We start from the raw sequence: 21,957 nt of genomic DNA on the forward strand, positions 1-21,957 counted from the left end.
AACCTCATGTCTTAATCGCATACAGAACAGAAACATTCACTGGACGCGTCTCTCCTTCACCAGAGTTTCTCAAGTCAACCTCTTGATCTTCATCAAGAGCATAGGGGCTTGCAATATAGCTCCCTAAATTCTCACGCTCTATTCCCATAAAGTTTGCAAGAGCCCCCCCTCCAAACAATCCTAGACGGTACCCCAAAACAGCCGTCGTATTCCCATCCCAAAAATCTTCATTGCTCGTAAAATGGGGAAAGGAAAGACTTTGCCCCTGATGTTCGTGTGACTCCATTAAATCTGTTTGCACACTTGCAAAAGAACGCCCTTCATCAATATGACGACCGCTATCAACACCTCGTAAAAACATCCCCCGAAAATCCGGAACATTAAACGTCGTAACACTATTCCCTTCTCCCCAAACCGTCCCTATCGCAGAAAACAGATCACTATAATCAGTCCGCGAATAAGCCTTTCCATCACAGAGTAACCAACCTGTTGGAAGATCACGCATCGCAAACGTTCCGATAAAACCAGTAGGATAAAGACTGAGTTCTTCTTCTAAAGGGATAGAGGTGGGATTAACAAGGTGCCAATGATCTCCACTAAATACCAATGTATAAATGCATCCCTGTTGGATTTCGCCGCCCGATAAAGGACCAATCCCTAAGGCGGTCGCTTTATAAACCGGCTTGCCCTCTAAAGCATTCAGAAAAACTGTCGTCGCTCCAATATTCTTATCCATCGCCATAAAGCGTAAAACGATACCATTCTTGTATTCTAAAAACTGTGATTGGCTTTCAAGCCTTATCGTACTTATTCGTTGGACATGATCATTCGTCACAATCCCTTCAAGTGTTCCACCCATGTCTAACAAGTATTCCTTGACACGCTGCATCATCACACGCGCACTGTTATTGACTGTGTTAGGGTGTTGTCCCTCTGACCAATCAATCAAATCATCTGCGCGCGTGTTATCCGCCGCTCTTAGCGACCAATCATAAATCGTTGACATATTTGTGACCCCTAAACTCCGTAAAATGCCCGCATGAATTGCGTCATCAAAGGATTATCATCTTCACGCTCTTCTTCTTCCAAAGGCTCTTCCTGTGACGCTAGTAATACCCGTAAAACCTCCAGCAAGTTCTCTCTATCGCCCATACCACCCCGTGCGATAGGGCTTGCTCTATAAGGCTGTCCACCATACATCTGAAATACACGATTAACAAAATCACTTGCGCGCATTGCGTTATTGCCTGCATTCAAACCAACCGCATTGCTCCCAACCAATTGCGCTGCATTGGCATGGGGATTTTGCAAAAGCCGCGCTGCTCCCCCTGCTCCTTGTTGATGGGCTAAATACAGTTCCGCATCTGTAGGCGCCCTTCCCAACAAACGGCTTAAATGGTTGCGATTATCAAGCGTAAACCGCCCCATGGCATCGGCTGCCTGCATGGGGTCAAAACGGTCTTGTAAGCCATATTGCTTAGCGGTGCTGTCTATGAACTGATACAACCCACCCGCAGAAGAACGGGGATTCCTTGCATTGGGATTACCGCCACTTTCAACTTGCGCAACACGGTATAAATAGCTTTCCGGCAAGCCATACCGCACCGCTGCTTGACGTATCGCTTGATCAACTGAAGGGTTATATCTAGCCATAGATTTTGCTCCTTGCAAATCTGCCCGCTTCTCCCATCAATATCGAAGAAATGAAATGCATTGTCTTCTCAGTCAAAACTCCCTTTTTATGCCAATTTATGAACCTTTGTAACATTTGAGCTACTTCTTGCTGGGTCATACCTTTAACGCCAAAAGTTGCTAACTTTGCTATATCACTTTCAAATATTTGTCTCTCTTTTTGAGGCAATTTTCTAATCGTATCAGATAAAATATTTTGAGTAATTTTTGCCCCAGCACGTGCTGTACTAACTTTTCCGTACGGAATGTTAACACCTGTTAAAGGAGAAGCCTCTGGTGTTCCTTGAAATGGCTTTAGTGCTCTTTTCGCCGCATCTTCATAAAATCTTTCATCATCTACAGCTTTTCTGAACGCTTTAACGTTTTTAGGGCTTAAAGACCTGCTAAGATTTTTAGACATGCTACCTGTTTGTAAAATATCCGAAAGTGTATTAATAGGGCGGGATTTTTCTAATATGTCATCGATATAATCTCTCATCCCAACGCGATAGGTATTGAGACCATCCGGCATCGCTCCTTTACGAAGACCTTCTGCAATTCCTTCTCCAGATACATCTCTTTCTGCAATTTTTTTGCCTTGTTGTATTGCTTCTTCAAAACCTTCATATTTTGCTACACTACCACGTGCTACTTTATAAGTAGGAGCAATCTGGTCCGCTATCTCTACTAAATCTTTCTTAAGCGACTGATATACAGAAGCCATGCGTTTATCACCAGAATTATGATATTTGTCGCGAAGGTCATCGAGAGACTTCTTAATTTCATCTAATAACTCCATCGTAGGCTTATAATTAATATGGCGAAAATCTTTAGAATAAAACATTTCTGGCTTTGCATTGCGACGGTCTTTCTTTAAGATTTTAACGGCTCGTTCAACTGCTTCTTGAAATGCTTCATGTTCAAAAAGATCATTAAGAGCTGGATAATGCTCTTTTCCTACTGGAGTACGATACACTTGCGCATAAATAGGTTGATATTCTCTTTTCCCTTGCTCTTCAAGCAACCTTTTTAAAACTTTCGTATCTTGGAGAGGAGTAATGTTTTCATCTGCCGATTGACCAATACGGCGGATAGCGTTCTGTACCCTTTCCCCATGAGCATGTTTCAAAAGTTCAGAAACGCGCGTATTTGTTTTTCCCATATTAGCAAGTGATACTTCTAAATTCGGACTAATATCTGTCAAAAATGCGTGACGCGGCGCACTTGCAAGGCGTTCTGCAACATTCTCAACACCATCATCATATAATGTTTTTGCAACTTCTCTAACCGCTTTGGTTTGAACGTCTTTATAAGCAGGATTAAAATGCCTTCTTACAAAAGGAACCTGTTGCAATCCATGTCCCGCTTTTCTTAATCCCCAAGAAGCTCCTGTACCAGCAAGAGAACCAACAGGACCAGCAACTGCTCCAATACCACCACCAATCCCTGCCGAAGCAAGGCGGTCATAAAGACCATCTCCCGCACCAGAACCATGTAAAGCACCAGAACCCGCTCCTAAAATTGCCGCCTTACCAATATTTCCAAATGTTGATGCCGCAGCACCTACTCTCAAAAGTCCAAGCGGAGGAATAAATGAAAGTGCTGTTGGTACAAGCGAACCAACAAGATAAGCAGCTTGAGACAACCATGGATGTTTTTCTTCCAAGGCTTTTTGGTAAGCGCGTTCTTTTGCTACCCTTCTATTGTAAATCTCTTCTGCCCGTTTATCGCCACTCCAATAATCCTTAAAACCCGCTTCATTCGCCGCTTGTATCTCATCACTATATCCTGCTGTCAAACCAGATGTACCATGACTTCTAAGTGCATCCCACCACGTAAGATCTTTATCATCAAATGAAAAATCATCTGTTACTCTTGATTGATTTGCTGTATTTTGTAGTCCTTCAACAAAGTTATTGGATAATTTCGCAATCTCAGCAGGATCTTCAACTACTCGGAAACGTGTTCCATTCTTGGCGTATACATATTGAGAAGAAGATGAAGAAGGATTATTAGCATGTAGCTTTATAATTTTTTCAATCTCAGCTGCATCTTCAACCACGCGAAAACGTGTCCCATTCTTAGCGTATACATATCCAGAAGTCTTATAAGGATTCATTTCTATTTCTCCTTAACCAGAATTTTACCACTGGAACTATCGATAAAATAAGGTACGTTATCCTTAATAGATGCCTCTTCTAAACTCATCTTAGGTATATTTGCACTACCTCTTTGTGACATTCGCGAATCCATAGAATACTGCGCGCTACTTCCAAATGCTTCATCCACATCCGCAGCTGTTATATTATCATTCATCAAAATAGCTATTTGAGCATCTGTCGCTTTGTTATAAATCTCCTGTAAACGTTGCAAATTCTTTATAAGATCCTCAGGAGATGAACTCTGTTGCAAAGCACCATAAACACTTTCTAAAGTCTTACCTTCCCTATCAGTCAAATTACCCAATCCTGAAGCACCATTAGGTGATAGTGCCTTAATCCTCTCTAACTTATGAAGCATCACTCCCCCTCTGATAGCTTCAAGATGATTTTTTAAACGTGATGCGGGTGTATTCCACAAATACTGTAAAAACTGACCAATAGCACCAGTAGATGCTTTAGGATTTTTCTTAAGTATCTCAAGTGCTTCATTTATCGTATACGCTGTACTCTCTCTCATAATTTTGGCATCTACTATTTGTAACTTTTTCAACTGTTCACGCTGTTGTATCTCTTGATATGCCTTAGATCCCTTGATGACTTCTGCTTCAAACTTTCCAGTCTCAGGATTGGTAATCAACTGGTAATCAACAGAAACTTTAGGTTTATCACCACCTGTTAGCAGTGCACTAAGCATTTGAGGGTTACGTGCCATGACAGCAGCTTCTTCTTCACTGTAGCCTTTGGATTTTAGATACTCGACGGTTTGGTTAACCTGCCCTCTTTGTTTATCGCCTTCATTAAGATGCTTCACACCACTTGCAAGCGCATCCCATCCAGAACCACCGGAGGGTGCTGCCGACATGCCTGCAAAAAGATCTTGAAGCTTTTTATAAGCATCTGATTGAAAAAACTTATAAGTATTGGATTGTAAAAACTTTTCTAAATCTGTTGGTTCAGAAGGCGGTGTTTGTGATGTAGGTGGCAATGGTTGTGTTTGGGGAACATCAACTTTAGGTGTAAGTTCTTGTAAGGATTCCTCCAGTGGATTTGGCATAGGTGGATGATTGCCTACACCAAGAGGCATTTCCGTTTTAAGAGCCGTAGAGGGCATAAATGGTCCATATGGCTGCTGCATATTTTGTAAATAGGGGTTGGAGGGGGCTTGAACCTCCTCTGGTGCCATCAAAGGGGCGAGAGTCATCCCCGCAGCAGTAGATATAACACTCTTTGGATTTGCTTTCATGAATTGTCCCAATCTTTGCGCCCCTGTAACCGCTTTTGGAGCCAATCTGGGATAAAGATATCGCATAATATGCGGTGCAAATCTCGCTCCTGCCACTAAAGCCATTGGGATTATCGGTGCAACCATCACACTCTCCTACAAAGCTATTGTTTAATTATTCTTCAGTTATTGTTTCTTACGAAGAAGTTCGATGACTTCTTTCGACATTCCTGCTGCTACTGCCGCTCCTGCTGGACCACCCATCATATAACCAAAAGCCATTGGTGCTGCCTGAAGCGCTAGAGAACCTACAGTTCCTACATTCCTCCAAGGATTATTGCCTTGCACCAGAGAATTCGTACTGTTATTCGTCGTCGTACCGTAATTTCTTGCAAAACCATGACCGGCATTCATCAACATGTTCAGTCTGTTCCAACCGCTATTGTCTTGCTCCAGCCAACGTTCGCGATTGGCATCAACAAGCCGTTGATTATAATTATCAAGCACGCCTCCTCCCTGTATGGCATTAGAATAGGCATTGCCATAACCCTGTAAGAAGTTATTCGAAGCTCCCAACTGGTTTTGATTGGCTTGATCAATCATTGCATTGGCTTGCATCATGTTCTGTACATCTTGATTATACTGGTTTGCTGTAGCACTTGTAGACAAAGCACCAAGTTCATTTGCCAATACATCTGTATGTGCACCAGATCCATAACGACCTGCACCTGCAAAAGAACTGTTAATCGTATCTCTTACACGGTCTAAACTATTTTGAAGAGCGGCATTAAAAGAGGGATTCTGTCCAACCATACCGCCAGAAGCCATTCTTCCAAGATTATTTGCTGCCAACGTTGGATTGTAGATCGTATTCATCAAAGAACGGTTTTGATAATGATGAGGTATACTTCCAAGTCCACCAATGGCATAGCGCGTCTGATCACTTAACGGCGCAACACGCGGTCCCCCATAAACATTGCCACCCATCCCTGTGTTATACATTTTATAAGCATCCGCACCACCACGCTTAAAGACATTCTGCATCCAAGAAGGCGGGGCGCTCGTCTGCACCTGCTTCTGTTCTTGTGTTGTCGGTGTCTTGCTCCCCATGTCATAATTCCTTCCTGTAATAAAGCATCGTTATGCCGTAACCTTGCCTGTCCAATGCGCGTTTCCAGCCTAAGCGCCCTAAAATTTCTATCTCGAAAGCGCCATTCTCACGCGCCCAATCTTCTGCAACTTTTAAATTATCAATTTGATCAAGAACGCCCTTGCCACTGCATTCACAAATCAAAACGCGCTTCTTTCCTAAAACTGTCTGTTGTATCTGGGTCGTAACAGCCGCTAAAAATCGCTCGTCATCATCCAAAACAAGCCACAACTGTTTCTTGCCACTGCAAATGGCTTCAATCAGTTCTTGTAACGTAACTTCATGTTTGAAACGCTCTACATAATCACTCAATGACGCAATGATCTCTTCAAAATACGGCGCTATACGCTCCAGATCCCAAGAACTGGTCAAATAGACTTTTGCCATTATCCTCTGCCTAAAGGACGTAAATCAACATTAAAACCCGTAATCATTGTCCAAGATTCATATTCGGGAATGCGCAATTTAAAGCGGTGATAACGATTGCGTGAGCGACCATGATAAGCACCTGTGACATAAGAACATATCCTCTCCTTATGCCATGTGATCGGCGTATCGTGATTACGCAATCTTCTCTCACCAATACTTAAAAGACCTTGCGTCGTATCAACCTCTGCAAATATCTTCGTGATAAAGCTAAAACTTCCATCCGGTGCCCCCATCTCTTGCGAAACAACCGTTGCCTCCATTGGGGCTCCTGTAAACATAACAAGATGATTTTGATCATCAAAAGCCCCAAGGATAGGCGCACCACTTTGCCAACGAGGGCTATCTAAAGAAGCCGGTAAGGACTCAAGATTGATCGAAATCTCATCCAATTGTTCTAAAGTATAACCTGTCGTAAAGACTGGAAAAAATGTGAAAGGCTTTCCTTGTATCGTCGACCACTTTTGCAAACCCCAATCATAAATAAAGGTAGTTTGCTCGTTGTTACCTCTCTTTAAAGACCAGTAAATCCGGTTATCAACGGGGTCTATAACCCCTTGCATCTCATCAAGAGCAAACTTATCAAATGTTTTAAAAACCGTTCTATCAACCTTTTCAAAGCCTATCGGCAAAAGTTGACCATCCAAACTCATCTGATAAAAGCCACCATCACTCGCAAAAAAGGTGTCACTGCCTCGACAAGCTATAGAGGCTGCACTGCGCGCGCCTCGCTTGTCTTGAATCTTTTGAAACGTAAACACTATCTTAGAACCTGGAACAAAGGTTCCTGCATAAATAGCAGAACGCATAAAAATGAGCGGATTGGTCGTTTCTGTTGCCCCTTGGACATATTCTCCATCCGGAAAATCTTGAAAATCACAATTTTTCTGCTTAACAGTCCAATGGGTTGCATCATCCAAACCAGACCAATGAATGCGATTGGGATTATCTGTCAATTGCATCAAACAAACAAAAGGTCCCCAAACCTTCACCAATCCGGCTTTCGGTGGATTGCCCCCTAAATCTTCAAATCTTTCAGAACTGTGGGTATTAAAGACTTGCGGTTTGTCATTTTTATTCACCGCAATAACTCTTTGACCAAACAAAGCAAATGACCATTGATTATCTTCATGCGCATGATACGTCACACCACTTTGACTGATGTCTTTCCAACCCTGCGTTTGACTGTCATAACTATAAAGCTTTTGCTTACCTCCAACAATAATCTTAACACCATTGCCACTTCTAAAAGCTATACAACCCAACGGCTTTTCTTCCAAAGGAACCTTAGAAACAATCGTTGCACTCGGCATAGGAATGTAACCGCCATCTGCCGGTAAAACATTCACAAGGCTATCTGTAAAGCTGCCATTGACAACCGAAATATCCGGTCGATAATCGGCTATAGGAAAATAAACCATGTTAGAAATCCGTTGGAATTATACGCAGTATAATACCAAAAAACACAATAAAGTCAATAGGTTGAGTGTAATTATTTTATATGAATCCACTTAAGAATCCACACTTTTATACGTGATTCATTTGACCATTTTTTATATAGGATTGTCACGTATGAATAGAGCATAAAAAGCAAATCATGATGCAAATATTATAACGCATGCGTCATTTAAATGAAATGAAAAGCCGTTATCATTCATAACAGTTCATAAATTTTATGATACGTTTTTATCACTCAAAAATCGCATTGTTTTAAAATTTAATCGTTTGAAATTTTCAATAACATACGTTTAAAGAGCACAGCTTGTTTTAAAGATTGGTTTGCTAATCACATAAAGGGAACAAATTAACGTTCGCCAAAATTGGCGAGCGCAAAATCTAAAAATGTTATAGTAACCTTAAAAAAGTAATCATTTAAAACTTTTATAAGCTTATAGATTTTCATTTATTAAGGACGCATAAAAAGATTTAAAGACAAAATCGTTTTTAAAACGCTTTCTAAAAATTTAGAAAATGATAGGCAGGCGTTATACAGATACTATCATCACAACAGATATGAAATTCAAAACGTTATGTCTTATGATGCGAAAACCTTTTAATGAATTAAGTGCAGTTTTTTTTTGAAGAACAGAACTATATTCGCTTCCATAAAAAAATGGAGGCGCATAATGCCATAGAAGTAGAATACTATATACCTTAGACATGGTAATAAAAAACGTTTTAAAAGTTATCGTTTAAAAGCACTCACCCCAAAATTGGGGGCAGCTATTTAGATAAAGGTAAGCAAGCAAAGTTAAAAACCATTGTAAGATCATAAAGGCATGGGATTTTTCTAAATTTGGAGTCAAAAGCGATATTGTTTAAAGAATGCTCTATTCTAAAGATAACGCCTCCAAAATTGGATTGGTTGATTTTGCCAACTCAAAATTGAGCCGGCTAATTTTTAAAAAGATTAGGTTTTAATGAAAAGTAAAAATACGCTTATAAGGACCTCTTTAAGTGAATGTTTAAACGTTTGAAACTGATGTTTTATAACAGTTATCATTTGTTTTTAAGAACGTTTCATTTACGAAAAAACAAAGATCTAGATTTCACAGCAGAGCAAATCTTAAAAGCCTTAGATTTGATAAAAGCGTTTTGATTTATTTAATATGTTTTGATTTTAGACAATGCGTTATTTGAATTCACTCAACTCAATTTTGAGCTTAGTAGTATATTAAAACGTTTTAAGAAGCGTTTTGATAATGTGCTTTGTTTCAAATGAATCTCTTTAAGAAATGGACGTTATGATTATACGTTTGATAGCTATAACAAATGTTTATAGTTTCTAAATTCACTCTCTCATTTAAATGCATGCTATCAAAATTATAGCCATCATTTAAGGTTCTTTTGATAAGTTTTCATAAAGACAAGAAAGCGCTTGCAATATAATACGTTTTGTATATAGGCATTCATTGTTAATTTCGTTTGTATGAATTATTTGCACATACCTCTATTGAAAAGCCGCGTCATATTAATGGCACGGCTTTCTTTTTGAATTCTCTCTTTTATGATACGTTTTAAACAATGCTTATAATGCATTTATAGCCATAAAGAAGGCACTCACACACTATTATTTGTTTTATTTCTCAATCTTTACAACCTCATCGCTTTTATAGACCTCATAATTATCGGGAACCAATCTTATTTTACTTTGTGTATCTATTTTTGCTCTTCCATAGGCACGACCCCAAACCTTGACATAACCAGAGATTTTCGCATTGCCATAAACAGAGCCATAAACCGCGGCACGACCACTCACTATAGCATTGCCATAGACCTTGCCATAAATCTTTGCAAAGCCTTTGATAGCAGCTTGTCCATAAATTTTTGCACTGCTGTAAATACAAGCAGACCCAGAAACCTTTGAATGACCATAGATCCTTGCATGATCATAAACAAAAGCATCATGAGAAACGCGCGCATGATTATAAATATGGGAATTGCTATAAACACGGGCGCAACCACTCACATGAGCTTTGCCATAAACATTCCCTGCGACATGAGCACTGTCATAGACACAAGCATGGTCATAAATTTTTGCATATCGAGTGATTACAGCCTTGCCATAAACCTCAGCATTGCCATAGACACGCCCCCGCACATGAGAAAGATGCCTTACTTTAGCATGATCAGAAACATGAGCATAGCCATAGACAAGAGCCTCATCATAAACCCAGCAATTGCCATAGTGTGATAAGTTGCTTTCATTTTCGATATAGCCACCTAGATCGCCAGCCTTGACATCATCAAAATCTTTTAAAGCCCGAATGCGATAAAGGTTTGTAATTTGTTTTGTTAATCTATCTTTAATTTGTTTTGTTTGATTGGTTAATTCATATTTTTTAGACATAAGAATACCCTCACAATCTAATGTGATAAACGTTTGCTAAAATTTGGAATGGAAAATTTAAAAGAAGGGCGCCCCCGCAACGCCCGAGCATTCAATTATGCTGCTTTATTTTTGGAGAGACATAGACAATCTCTAATTCTCCATAAGGGGAAAGCCGTTCAATATAGGTTTTAATCTCAGTAGACCCACCGACATTTTCACGAATAACAGCAATGCCATGGATATGAGCATTTTCACAAACATGCACGTTATTTGCTATACGAGCATTGTCATAAACCCTAGCATTATCATAAACAGAGGCTTTATCATAAATAATAGCCTTGCCATAAACATGAGCATTGCCATAGACATGGGAATTATCAGAAATAACAGCATTGCCATAGACATGAGCACTATCATAGACATGACCAGCAACGATAGCATTATCATAAACCCGCGCATGACCATACACACGACCACAAGTGATAGCATTGCCAAAAACCCTTGCATTTTCATAAACGTGACCATTTTTAAACACAAGAGCCTCATCATAAACCCAGCAATTGCCATCATGGGATAGATTAGCTTCCTTTTCAATAAAGCCACCTAAAGAGCCGGCTTTAACATCAGCAAAGTCTCTTAATGCTTTAATACGATAAAGAGTTTGATTATTTAATACACGTGTCTCATTTGTGAGTGCAAACTTTTTTTGCATAGCACAATTCCTTTATAAAGAGATTTAAATTTTTAAATGAAATGTTTAAAGAAGGGGCGCCCCCGCCGCGCCGCTGCTTTTATTTATGCTGCTTTGTTTTCAATAATCTTGACAACGTGATCGCTTTCATAAACCTCACAATTTATGGGAACCCAACATAAACCGCTATGTCTTTTTATCCTTGCATTGCCATAGACCTTGCCTCTAATCACGATATAATCAGAGATTTTCGCATTCCCATAAACAGAGCCATAAACATCAGTATGAGACCCCACGCTAGCATTACCATAAACCTTGCCATATATTTTTGCAGCGCCACTCACAACAGCATGATCATAAACCACGGCATTGCTATGAATACGAGCACTTCCTGATAATTTTGCATTCCCATAAACCCTTGCATATTGATAAACCCAAGCGTTATAAGAAAGATGCGCATTGTCATAAACATGAGCATTTGCATAAACGCGGGCGCGGTCACAAACATGCGCATTGCCATAAACAAAGCCCATGATAATAGCGTTATTAGAAACTTTTGCATTTTCATAAATATAGGCAGTATTTAAAACAAGAGCATTATCATAAACCCAGCAATTGCCATCATGAGAAAGGTTGCTTTCATTTGCAATAAAGCCACCTAAAGAGCCGGCTTTAACATCAGCAAAGTCTCTTAATGCTTTAATACGATAAAGAGTTTGATTATTTAATACACGTGTCTCATTTGTGAGTGCAAACTTTTTTTGCATAGCACAATTCCTTTATAAAGAAGATTCAATTTTTAAAATGAAAGAATTTGGTTAGAAAGCAGGCGCCCCCGCCGCGCCCGTGCTTTATTTAAGCAGCGTCACTTTCATATGCGCTGTCATCATCATAGCCATAATCATCATAATATTCATGACGATAATAATCATCTTTACTACCAAATCTTGGAATTGCTTCATCATGAATTTGATCATCAGAAGTTAAAGAGGCAGCGCTATGAACACAAGAAGAACCTGATACATAAGAACCACAAACCACGGCATCATCAATAACATAAGAATAATCACATATATAAGCACCATCACTTATTTTTGCATTGCCACCGACATGAGCATTATCACAAATGACAGTCTCATCAGAAATATGCGCATGCCCACTTACACGGGCGTTATCATAAATTTTAACATTCCCTTCAATTATAACGGCATTTTCAATATGAGCATTGCCATAAACCTCACAATAATCATTTATTGCCATGCCTTGAAAAATAGCATTGCCATAAATTTTAGCATTGCCATAAACATCTACAAAAAAGCTTTTTACTTTAGCATTCTCAAAAACCCTAGCATTTTGGAAAACGCGTGCTTTATCATAAACCCAGCAATTGCCATCATGAGAGAGATTATCTTCACTTTCAATATACCCCCCGAGGTCGCCTTTTTTGACATCATCAAAATCTCTTAAAGCTCTAATTCGCTTTAAGAAATGACCATCTATATATTCACAATCATCAATAAATTCGTATTTTGGAGATGTTTTTTGTTTATTAACAATAGAATTCATTTTTACACCTAATGGTTTGAGTTTTGAAATTAACACCCTATAAGGGCGTCGGGCGCTCAAAACACAGCCATTAGTCTGTTGCTATGCTTTTCCCTCGAAAGGGTATTGTATAACATAGCTACACCCGACAAAATCATCATATACGCTAACTAGAGCATAAAAGATAGTCAGTTTTTATAGTAGGATTAGGTTTATCGTAACCTATTCGCTAATGGTTTAGTGTTTTGATCACTTGAATATTTATATAACAAAATACCTATTTATTGTCAAATAATATTTTATCTTTTTTGATATTTTTTATGATTTTTTTAAATGCATTATGTGCAAATATTTATCATATGCTTATTAATTTCTTCTTTTGTATTATGTGCTTTTAAAGATATATTATGGGCTTTCTTAAACGATTGCGTTATTTTTTGAATCTATACATTTATAATATTTAGAAACGCTCTCATCATGCGTATTTTTAACTTTATAACGTATTTGTTTTTTACTAAATGGTTTTAAAGATTTCTGTTAATTTCTTTTAATAACACATTTGCAACTTAACAGCCTTTTATAGGAACTGTCTTTATAATCATGCTTTCATTTGCATTTTTATTATGAAAGCCTGCTGTTTTCACGGGTGTTTTATAGCTGTTATCTGCTTTATAGCCACCGCATCATTATTTTTCATGTTTATAAGAGAAATGATAAATAGGATAATTGAGATTTATAGTTTCTTATGAAAACATCTAAAGAGAGATTGCTAATTATAGAGATGAGCAAAATCCCTTTTAATAGACTTTTGTCAGTGTTGTCAGTTTTGTCAGTTCTTTTTAGCCCCCCCTTTATATATATTTTTTAATCAAAAATAAAAGTTATTATATTTCAATAGATTAATGACTTTAAAACACAACTCATATCAATAGTGCAATCTTTAAAGATAACCAATGATGTAAATTGATTAAAACCTGTCAGTTATCTGTCAGTAAATTGAACTGACACAAGTGATCATTTTAGTGAGTGATTAAAACGTGCTTTATGAAAAGCGCATGAAAGTGAAAACTGATTATATTTTCAAAATCCCTTTAATGTATTTTTATCACTTCACTTTAATAGATAAATTTATAATTTTAGAAAATGATTAAAACATGTCTTATGAAAGCATGTGATCCTTTAAAGCTTTTTAAAAGACAGCCTATAATCATAAGGCATGCTATTAAAATCATTATGGTTATGAGTTTTGAGTATTTTGAAGATTTTGAAGGTTCTTTTTAGCCCCCCCTTATAATATTTTTTTTTAAATCAAAAAAATAAAAGTTATTATATTTCAATACCTTAATTTTTATTAAGTTTAAAAATAACAACCTATAGTGATATTATAAAGCTATAAACACAACTCATAATATGTTTTGAAGGTATTTTGAGAGTGTTAGAAACCTTAAAAACTTATAAGCAAAATGAATATATGTAACTCTTTTTAAACAGAGCTTTTGAAAAGGATAAAGCTATCACTTTAAATTACGGTATAATCTTTTAAAGGTAATCCAAATAAGGGTGTTTAAAAGTGTAAAGCTTCTTTTTTTAGAAGAACGCATATAAATTATTCCTTTTAAGATTGTATCTAATCAACTTAATAAAAGAGGTATAGATTATAAGGCTCTATACCCCTTATAAGATAGCATACCCATTATATGAGCATACCTTAATAAGTCTATTCAGTTTCTCTAATTTCTAATTTTGGTAGGTTCTTAACAATCTTCATTGTCTCTAAACTTACAGTAATAACCCTTTGAAACAATTCTAGAGGATAGGCAGGGTTTCCAACGGTTTCAACAGCATAGCGATTGGCATCATTAACAATACCACTTTTTTTATCAGTTTTAACGCATTGACGCCCCATAACCCATTCAAGAGCAGGCTTGCCATTAACGATATACTCATAAGCTTCAAGAGGGATATCTGTCATTATGATATTGCTGTTATAAATAACCGTTGTTTTATCCTTTTCCTTACTATTCTTAACTTTTGCGAATTTCATTTCTGTAACGTAATAAAACTTCTCTGGACTAGAGATATCAGTTAATTTTGGATTGCCTTTTTTAAAGGTCACCGGATAAGGTTCTACAGTTTCATAATTTACGTGCAAATGACCCAATTCACGCCCTGCTGTAACAAATTTCCAAAAATCATCAGCACTCTTTACACAAGGGATACGAGGGAGTTCTTTAGAGAGGTTATCAGCATACCGAGAACGATAATCTTCTGAGTGAAGTATACCGTAAATGTAATAAAAAATATCTTCTTTAGTTATATTCTCATTAGGATAAGCAGTTTTAAAATGTGCTAACCCCGCATCTGTAATGCCGTCACGAACTTTCTTTTTTGTTTCTGTAGCAAACAAACTATGATCATGATGTTTTTCCTCTTCACAATAGAGCATAAACGGATAGCATCTTGATTTTTCTAATGTATCAAAGCTAATCGGCTTATTTGTCATGAGACAGGAAAAACCTGATCTATTACCTATTCCCGAAACACAAATTCCAAGATTGTTAAGAATATTTGGATTAAAAAATTGATGTGTATGTCCTAGTCCTTCATTTAAGAATGGTGAAGTATAATGCCACATTGCCATGAATGGGCGATAAAGAATAAGAGCCTTTAAATGAGGTTCAAATGTTGCATTTATATCTTTCTTCAATTTAGATATAAGCGCATCAGCCCAACTGATTTTGGTAGCATCATAATCAATGATCTTTTTTATAGGTATAGACGGATTTTCAGCAACGAGACGTTTTTGTTCATTAAAAAAATTAATTGTTTTTTGAACGGATTTATTTAATGCGTCATTCGAGAAATTACAAACCCAAGCATCCCGTGCTGTTCTCATGCCAAGTGATACTTCTTCAAAGAGTTTAGTATCTATTGAAGTATTTCTATCTCCCATAGGCATGAATTGATAAAAATTGACATCTCTTGGTTTTATCCAGTCATGCTTTTCATTAGGAGTAATTTCAATAAGCTGTTTGGATTGTGTTATTCCTTTTATACTCTTAAATTTACGCAATTGCTTTAATTTTTCCTTTGTAGAAAGATCATCTCCAATATCGTGATAGTAAATCTTACAAGGCTGTTGTTTTTTTGGATTACGTACAAAAAGAGTTATCGATATTCCATTTTGACATCCAGAGCCAAAGACGTTTTGTCCTTCTTTTGCCATTCTGTTCGACAATCTGTTTTTTCGAATATCCCCACGAAGATTAATAATATAAATAGCAGAATATTCACTTTGTAGGCAACTTCGCATACCGTCAGCAGAAATTTTATCTATCCATCCATTACCAGAAACATAAGCCACAACACCACCTTGTAGACTGAGGCGATTACTTGCCCAACGAATTGCCCTAATATAGCTATCATAAAGCTTATTGCGATTCATTTTTTCTGTTGAACGTAATATATATTGTTCATAAATACTATCATCAAGCGTGTCATAACGTACATTTGGATTATTATCATTGGCATTTTTTTGCCCTACTGAATAAGGAGGGTTTCCAACAATAACTTGGATATCGGCTTCCTGCTGTTTTTTACACCGCTCTGAATTCTCAAACATATAGCGTGTGAAGAAATCTTTCTCCTCCAGCATCAGAAACGTATCAGTTAAACAAATCCCTTCAAAGGGTATATAATCTCCTTTCATAAGACTATGATAGGTCGATTCAATATTAATGGCAGCTATGTAATAAGCTAAGAGAACAATTTCGTTGGCTTTGATTTCATTTCGGAACTTATATTCCATATCCTCTGGTTTTATGAGATTGGATTGTAAAAGTCGTGTAATAAAGGTCCCAGTTCCAGTAAAAGGGTCTAGAATAGAGACGCCTCGAGAACTTAAGCTTTGTCCAAACTCTTGCTCTAAAACATCATTGACGGAATGTAAGATAAAATCGACTATTTCAATGGGGGTATAAACAATTCCAAGTTTATCTGTTGTCTTTTTGAATGCCTTGGTAAAAAAATCTTCATAAAGTCTGATAATAAGATTCTGTTTTGCGCGCGTTTCAATAATACCTTCTGTATCCTCCTTTACACTTTGATAAAATTTATCAAGATCTTTGGCTTCGTCTTTGATATTCATCTTATCAAGTTCAGCTAAGATCTTTTCCATAGCTTGCGAGATGGCGTTTTTACTCACAAACTCATTTCCATCAAACAAGGATTCAAAAATAGGACGCGTCACAAGATGTTGCGCCAACATCTCAAGTGCATCTTCTTGCTCGATACTGTCATTTAAACCGTTCTTTAATTCCTTGTGAAAAACATGAAAAGCACGATAAGCTTCACTCTTTTTATCAGCGAGTATGCTTTTAAGACGGATAATATGATTTTGTGCAATTGCCGCAACATTACCCGCCCAGTTTCCCCATTGATTAGCCTCCCCACATTTTCTGACAATGATTGGCTTAATAGCACGCGATAATTCATCAATATAAAAATAGAATTCTTCTTGTACTTCATACCTATGAGGGTTTTCATTCGCTACTGAACCAATATGGAGCCCAGCACTTTCAGACTTTGCATGGAAGGATAGTTCGTCAACAACTGCGGTCATTGCTTGTAAAGCAGGGTCAAAAGTTACCCCTACAATCTCAAACAGATGACGAACATCTTGGTCTAGCTCTAAGGCTTTCATTTTGTTTTTGAAGTTGTCATCATGAGCACGCAAAGCATTGAGAACTTGCCAGATGACATCATACTTTTTATTGTTTTCTAAAGCCTGTTGTGGTGGAATATTGAAGGGAATACCAACGGGTAAAATGATATAGCCTGTTGTTTTACCTTCTGCGCGACGCATCACACGCCCCACCGCTTGTATCACATCTACATGACTTTTACGCGGGTGTAAAAACATAACCGCATCAAGAGCGGGCACATCAATCCCTTCTGAAAGACAACGCACATTGGTGAGCACACGGCAGTTATTTTCATCTGTATCTTCTTTAAGCCAATCAAGTAATTTGTTACGCTCTTTACCATTAAAAGTCCCATCAATGTGCTTAACATCAAAGATAAGAGATGTCTTACTTTCAGGAACAAATTTATGATATTCATCAATAGCATCATTGAAAATCTCACTAACGCGTTCAGATGTATTGATATCTTTACAAAAAGCCAGAGAACGACGCATAGGTTTTATGCCATCGTCTTCCTTCTTTTCTATTTGAGCCAGTGCTTTGTAGCAGCCAATGATTTTGGTTGTATCATCAAGAATAAGTTCGGAATTTTTATCTTTAAGACGTTTCTGAATTGTTGCGTTGATAATTGCTTCATCAACAGCTAAGACGATAACTTTATAGGGTGCTAAAAGTTTATCTTGTAGAGCTTTTGAAAAAGTATAAGTGTAAAGATTTTTCCCATAGAGCGCTTCATCATCCATGGACGCCAGAACGGCATCGGATACGTCAGCCTTCTTTTTCAGCTTGTCAGTAAAGATCTTAGGGGTTGCTGTCATGTATAGACGTTTTTTACCTTGAATGATGCTGTTATCATGAACCTTGATAAATTCAGATTCATGCTTGTCTGTTCCTAATACAACACCAGTCGTACGGTGTGCTTCATCACAAATGATTAGATCAAATTCGGGTAAATCATATTCCTTTTGCGCATCGGAAATCACTTGAATGGAATGATAGGTTGAAAAGATGACCGTCATTGCCTCTGCGAAGTTTTCACAAGCTTCTTTGGCAAGGGCTTTTGCATCTGTTGTAGCAGGAAGAACAAGATCTGATGTTTCCATGCCAACCATGTCATCTTGGTTTTTACGACGCTTTCCTACTTTTGTATCCGAACACACCGCAAAGGAACGCAAGGGAATTTGTGTGTCCAGTGTCCATTCACGGATTGTTTGTGAGACTAAAGCAAGAGAAGGCACCAAAAACAACACACGCTTGCCTTTTCCCGCTATGGTCTCTGCTATCTTAAGGCTTGTGAACGTTTTGCCTGTTCCACATGCCATAATTAGCTTGCCACGGTCTGCTTCTTTTAAACCTTCACAGACTTTCTTGATGGCTTCTTTCTGATGGGGACGAGGTTCTTTTGTAACTTTCAGAACAACTTTTTGTTTTGTTGCAAATATTTGCCAATCTATACGACTGTTTTCCATATGACGAAGGTCAATGCGATAAACGGGTATCGCTTGTCCTTTAATCATGGCATTCACATTGTCACTTAATTCACTTTCAGTGCTATCAACGAGAAGGCGATATTTAAAGATGTCTTTTCCAGAGGCTGCGATAAAGCTATCAATATCCTTTTTACTGATCTGATGGTCAGCTTTATAAAACTTACATTGAATAGCTACATAACCTTCTTGATTGCGAAGTTTTGCAACCAAATCAATGCCGATATCATTTTTATTCCAATCCTCACGCTCTTTAGCCCATTCAAAATAGCTTTCAACCTTTTCATAGCGTCCATAATGGATAGGGTCATGCATAAGATATTTGCTAACAAAATCTTCAAAAATTTTTCCCTTTTTAGCATTTGAAGTTGCTTGTTGACGATAATATTCCAACAGAGAGCGTAGCGTGACGTGTTTATTATCAGACTTAACAGATTGCAGCATATTACAATAAAAATCCCTTGTCTTATAAGATGATCAATAACCATCAAAAGAATCAAAACGAATTCAATTAAATGCGTTTAAAACAAATATCGATAAAAATGGGAAAAAACTGCTAAAAAGCCGATAATTTTTTCAAAAGAGTTTTTAAAAGGATACTTATCAACAGCCTATGAGAAAGATCAGATCAGCAAAATAGTGAAATTTGCTATTCATTTGATGTGTTACTCAAGACAAATTCACTATGGGCGCTTAAAATATCATAATGATTATTTTGATAAGTTTTATAAATCATTGAAAAGGGTATTTGTGTCAGTTCAATTTACTGACAGATAACTGACAGGTTTTAATCAATTTACATCATTGGTTATTTTTAAAGATTGCACCATTGATATGAGTTGTGTTTTAAAGTCATTAATCTATTGAAATATAATAACTTTTATTTTTGATTAAAAAATATATAGAAAGGGGGGGCTAAAAAGAACTGACAAGACTGACAGCACTGACAAAACTCTTTTTACAAAGTCATTCAGATCATTTTTTTTGGAAAAAAATTACTTAATGAGAATGCTATAAAAAGAGTTTTGTGTGATTGTTTTAAAAACTTCAAAAGAGGTGTTATTGTTTTATGCTGTTGTTTTTGACCAAAGGATGCCATTCATAATAGGCGCTAGGGTGTCCACTTGTCTGATGTGTTATAAACTTTTTTCGCAGGTGATTAGAACGACATAAAAGCTCTAAAGCTTGCGTGACAGCTTCTTTATTTTTTAAAGAACTCCAACATCGTCTATAGATATCCCTTGCCGTAAAAACATCGGGTAAACAATCACAGCGTTCGACAATCAATTTTGCACGCTCTGCTGTTAATGTATCCCCCGCCGCATAAAGACGTTTTGCGTGACTTATCAGATATTTTTCCCAACGCAACGCTGTTGTGATAGCATAGAGACCAATTTCAAAACGCCCGCTGTCAAGAAGTTCAAAAATCAACGCAAGGCTTGCTATGGTCTTTGGCATTTTTAAAACATGCGATTGTAAGCTTTCAGAGAAACGACCACTTTTTGCCTCTCTATGAAGATTTTCTAACCATTCATAAAATTTCTCTTGTGCTTTTGGCATAAAACGCATGATCAGCGGATGTTCTGGAGAACCTAGTCGTTTATCACGAAAAGAACGAAAAACACCTTCATACTTTTGCCAACCCTCTTGATTGGGAGGTCTATCAACCAATTGCCACTCTTTTGTCTCATCGGGCCACACCAGCATTTGAAACCGTTGCAATAAGCCGTCATCGTTTATTCCACGGTGCATGGCTTGAATGATGGGAATAATTCGTGAAGGTTGAATGCCTCCAATCATTGATAAAGTTACATGGGGAATAAAAATGGTTCCACGCTCGATACGGTCATAGGTAAATTGATCATCTCCATTAAAAGCTGTTAAATAGAAAGAACGGTCTGTTTGATATTCCTTTCTCTCCAAATTGGCTAAAAAACCAGACAATTCATCACGGACCATTAAGAGACCACGGGGGTTTTCTTTTAACAATTCCCCAAGCTTTTCGACGGTCACATCATTGACAATAAAACGCGAGACATCATCATCATGAGCACTGTCTTTAGAGAGCGTTTCAAACAACAGAGCACGGGCTGTTTCACACTCACCTTTTTTTAGCGCTTTATTGGCTTGTCTTTCTTTTTCTCTTTTGTCTAAACTTTCTAATCTCTCTTCAATTTCTTGCCTTTCTTTCTGCTTTAACCACTCTTTATACCATTCCTTTTGAAGGCGCGTGATAGGAGCTAAAGCGGCTTTCATGGCTGGTGTTTTATATGTTGACGATTGACCAATAAGAGCCCCCCAAAGATTAGGAACAATTGTCCAATCATCATGTTGTTTTGGAGCAACTCGCACGCCATTTCCAATCACAGCAGCCAAACCACAGAGAGCAGAGACAGCCATAAAATCGAGAGGGGCTTGTTGACGCTCTGAAACGTCATAAATATAGTCCATGAATGGCATTGGGAGCTGTAATGGATTAAAAGGTTCGACGGGTAAGAGAGCACTCTCAATTGGTTTTAATTCTCCCCAACCATTTTGTTGCAAGGCTTGTTCATAAGGAATGGCTTTTAAACAAGCATTATCATTTAAAGAGGCATTATCGTTATCATTGACGGGGGTATTCTTCTCTAAAATATTTTTATTATCTTGTTTCATATTACGTACCTTGAATGATAGAGAAAATCGTTGAAATCGGTTCCTTTTGGAGCTTGCATGATAAAGACCTCAAAGCCTTGGCTATAAGCACGCTTTGCTAAAGTAAAATCTGCTTTACGACCCGCATCATCTGCTGGTTTTTGATCTGTTTTGCAGCCATTGGCTTTTAAAAAGGCTTGTTTCCCCAGCAAGCCAATTCTTGTGAGCGCTTGTATGATCTCTCTAAAAGAGCAGCCAGCATAACAAGTGAGCAAGAGACGCCCATCATTTCCATTGGTAATGGATAAACTAGGCAATTGATCATCGTGAGCAGGGCAACGGGCAAGTCCATAACACCCATACCAAACCCCATGCAAGGCACGTGTAATGCCCTGCACATTCGTAAAAGAAAACATATTTTTGATCCTATAATG

Annotated in this window: 14 protein-coding genes; all 14 read right to left on the minus strand. The window is 37.6% G+C overall.

What is annotated here, in order from left to right; translation table 11 throughout:
• Positions 1–4 precede the first annotated feature (4 nt).
• Complete coding sequence (locus NNJ73_RS00195; protein WP_254492187.1) at positions 5–1,006, minus strand: phage tail protein; 1,002 nt, start codon at positions 1,004–1,006, stop codon at positions 5–7.
• Between the two features lie 11 nt (positions 1,007–1,017).
• A complete protein-coding gene (locus NNJ73_RS00200) occupies positions 1,018–1,653 on the minus strand; it encodes a transglycosylase SLT domain-containing protein (RefSeq protein ID WP_254492188.1) in 636 nt (211 codons plus the stop codon).
• Positions 1,646–3,790: a glycine zipper family protein gene (locus NNJ73_RS00205; RefSeq protein ID WP_254492189.1), complete on the minus strand. Its 2,145-nt coding sequence runs from the start codon at positions 3,788–3,790 to the stop codon at positions 1,646–1,648. The genes NNJ73_RS00200 and NNJ73_RS00205 overlap by 8 nt, the downstream gene beginning before the upstream one ends.
• 2 nt (positions 3,791–3,792) lie before the next feature.
• Positions 3,793–5,202 (minus strand): hypothetical protein, encoded by a 1,410-nt coding sequence (locus NNJ73_RS00210; RefSeq protein ID WP_254492190.1) that lies wholly within the window; start codon positions 5,200–5,202, stop codon positions 3,793–3,795.
• Between the two features lie 39 nt (positions 5,203–5,241).
• Positions 5,242–6,165 carry a hypothetical protein gene (locus NNJ73_RS00215; RefSeq protein ID WP_254492191.1) on the minus strand — a complete coding sequence of 308 codons (924 nt, stop codon included), beginning with the start codon at positions 6,163–6,165 and terminating at the stop codon, positions 5,242–5,244.
• A 1-nt stretch (position 6,166) separates the two neighbouring features.
• Positions 6,167–6,592 carry a hypothetical protein gene (locus tag NNJ73_RS00220; RefSeq protein ID WP_254492192.1) on the minus strand — a complete coding sequence of 142 codons (426 nt, stop codon included), beginning with the start codon at positions 6,590–6,592 and terminating at the stop codon, positions 6,167–6,169.
• Positions 6,592–8,052: a hypothetical protein gene (locus tag NNJ73_RS00225; RefSeq protein WP_254492193.1), complete on the minus strand. Its 1,461-nt coding sequence runs from the start codon at positions 8,050–8,052 to the stop codon at positions 6,592–6,594. Before NNJ73_RS00225 ends, NNJ73_RS00220 begins: the two co-directional genes overlap by 1 nt.
• 1,658 nt (positions 8,053–9,710) lie before the next feature.
• Positions 9,711–10,481 (minus strand): hypothetical protein, encoded by a 771-nt coding sequence (locus NNJ73_RS00230; protein WP_254492194.1) that lies wholly within the window; start codon positions 10,479–10,481, stop codon positions 9,711–9,713.
• Positions 10,482–10,572: 91 nt separating this feature from the next.
• Positions 10,573–11,175: a hypothetical protein gene (locus tag NNJ73_RS00235; protein ID WP_254492195.1), complete on the minus strand. Its 603-nt coding sequence runs from the start codon at positions 11,173–11,175 to the stop codon at positions 10,573–10,575.
• Positions 11,176–11,258: 83 nt separating this feature from the next.
• Complete coding sequence (locus NNJ73_RS00240; RefSeq protein ID WP_254492196.1) at positions 11,259–11,921, minus strand: hypothetical protein; 663 nt, start codon at positions 11,919–11,921, stop codon at positions 11,259–11,261.
• Positions 11,922–12,009: 88 nt separating this feature from the next.
• Positions 12,010–12,720, minus strand: a complete 711-nt coding sequence (locus NNJ73_RS00245) for a hypothetical protein (RefSeq protein ID WP_254492197.1) — start codon at positions 12,718–12,720, stop codon at positions 12,010–12,012.
• 1,696 nt (positions 12,721–14,416) lie between these two features.
• Complete coding sequence (locus tag NNJ73_RS00250) at positions 14,417–19,333, minus strand: type ISP restriction/modification enzyme (RefSeq protein ID WP_254492198.1); 4,917 nt, start codon at positions 19,331–19,333, stop codon at positions 14,417–14,419.
• Positions 19,334–19,948: 615 nt separating this feature from the next.
• Positions 19,949–21,544 carry a YfjI family protein gene (locus NNJ73_RS00255; RefSeq protein WP_254492199.1) on the minus strand — a complete coding sequence of 532 codons (1,596 nt, stop codon included), beginning with the start codon at positions 21,542–21,544 and terminating at the stop codon, positions 19,949–19,951.
• Positions 21,541–21,939, minus strand: a complete 399-nt coding sequence (locus NNJ73_RS00260; RefSeq protein ID WP_254492200.1) for a toprim domain-containing protein — start codon at positions 21,937–21,939, stop codon at positions 21,541–21,543. Before NNJ73_RS00260 ends, NNJ73_RS00255 begins: the two co-directional genes overlap by 4 nt.
• Positions 21,940–21,957: the final 18 nt, after the last annotated feature.

Origin of the sequence: Bartonella sp. B1099, from assembly GCF_944801835.1 — a bacterium.
Taxonomy (GTDB): domain Bacteria; phylum Pseudomonadota; class Alphaproteobacteria; order Rhizobiales; family Rhizobiaceae; genus Bartonella.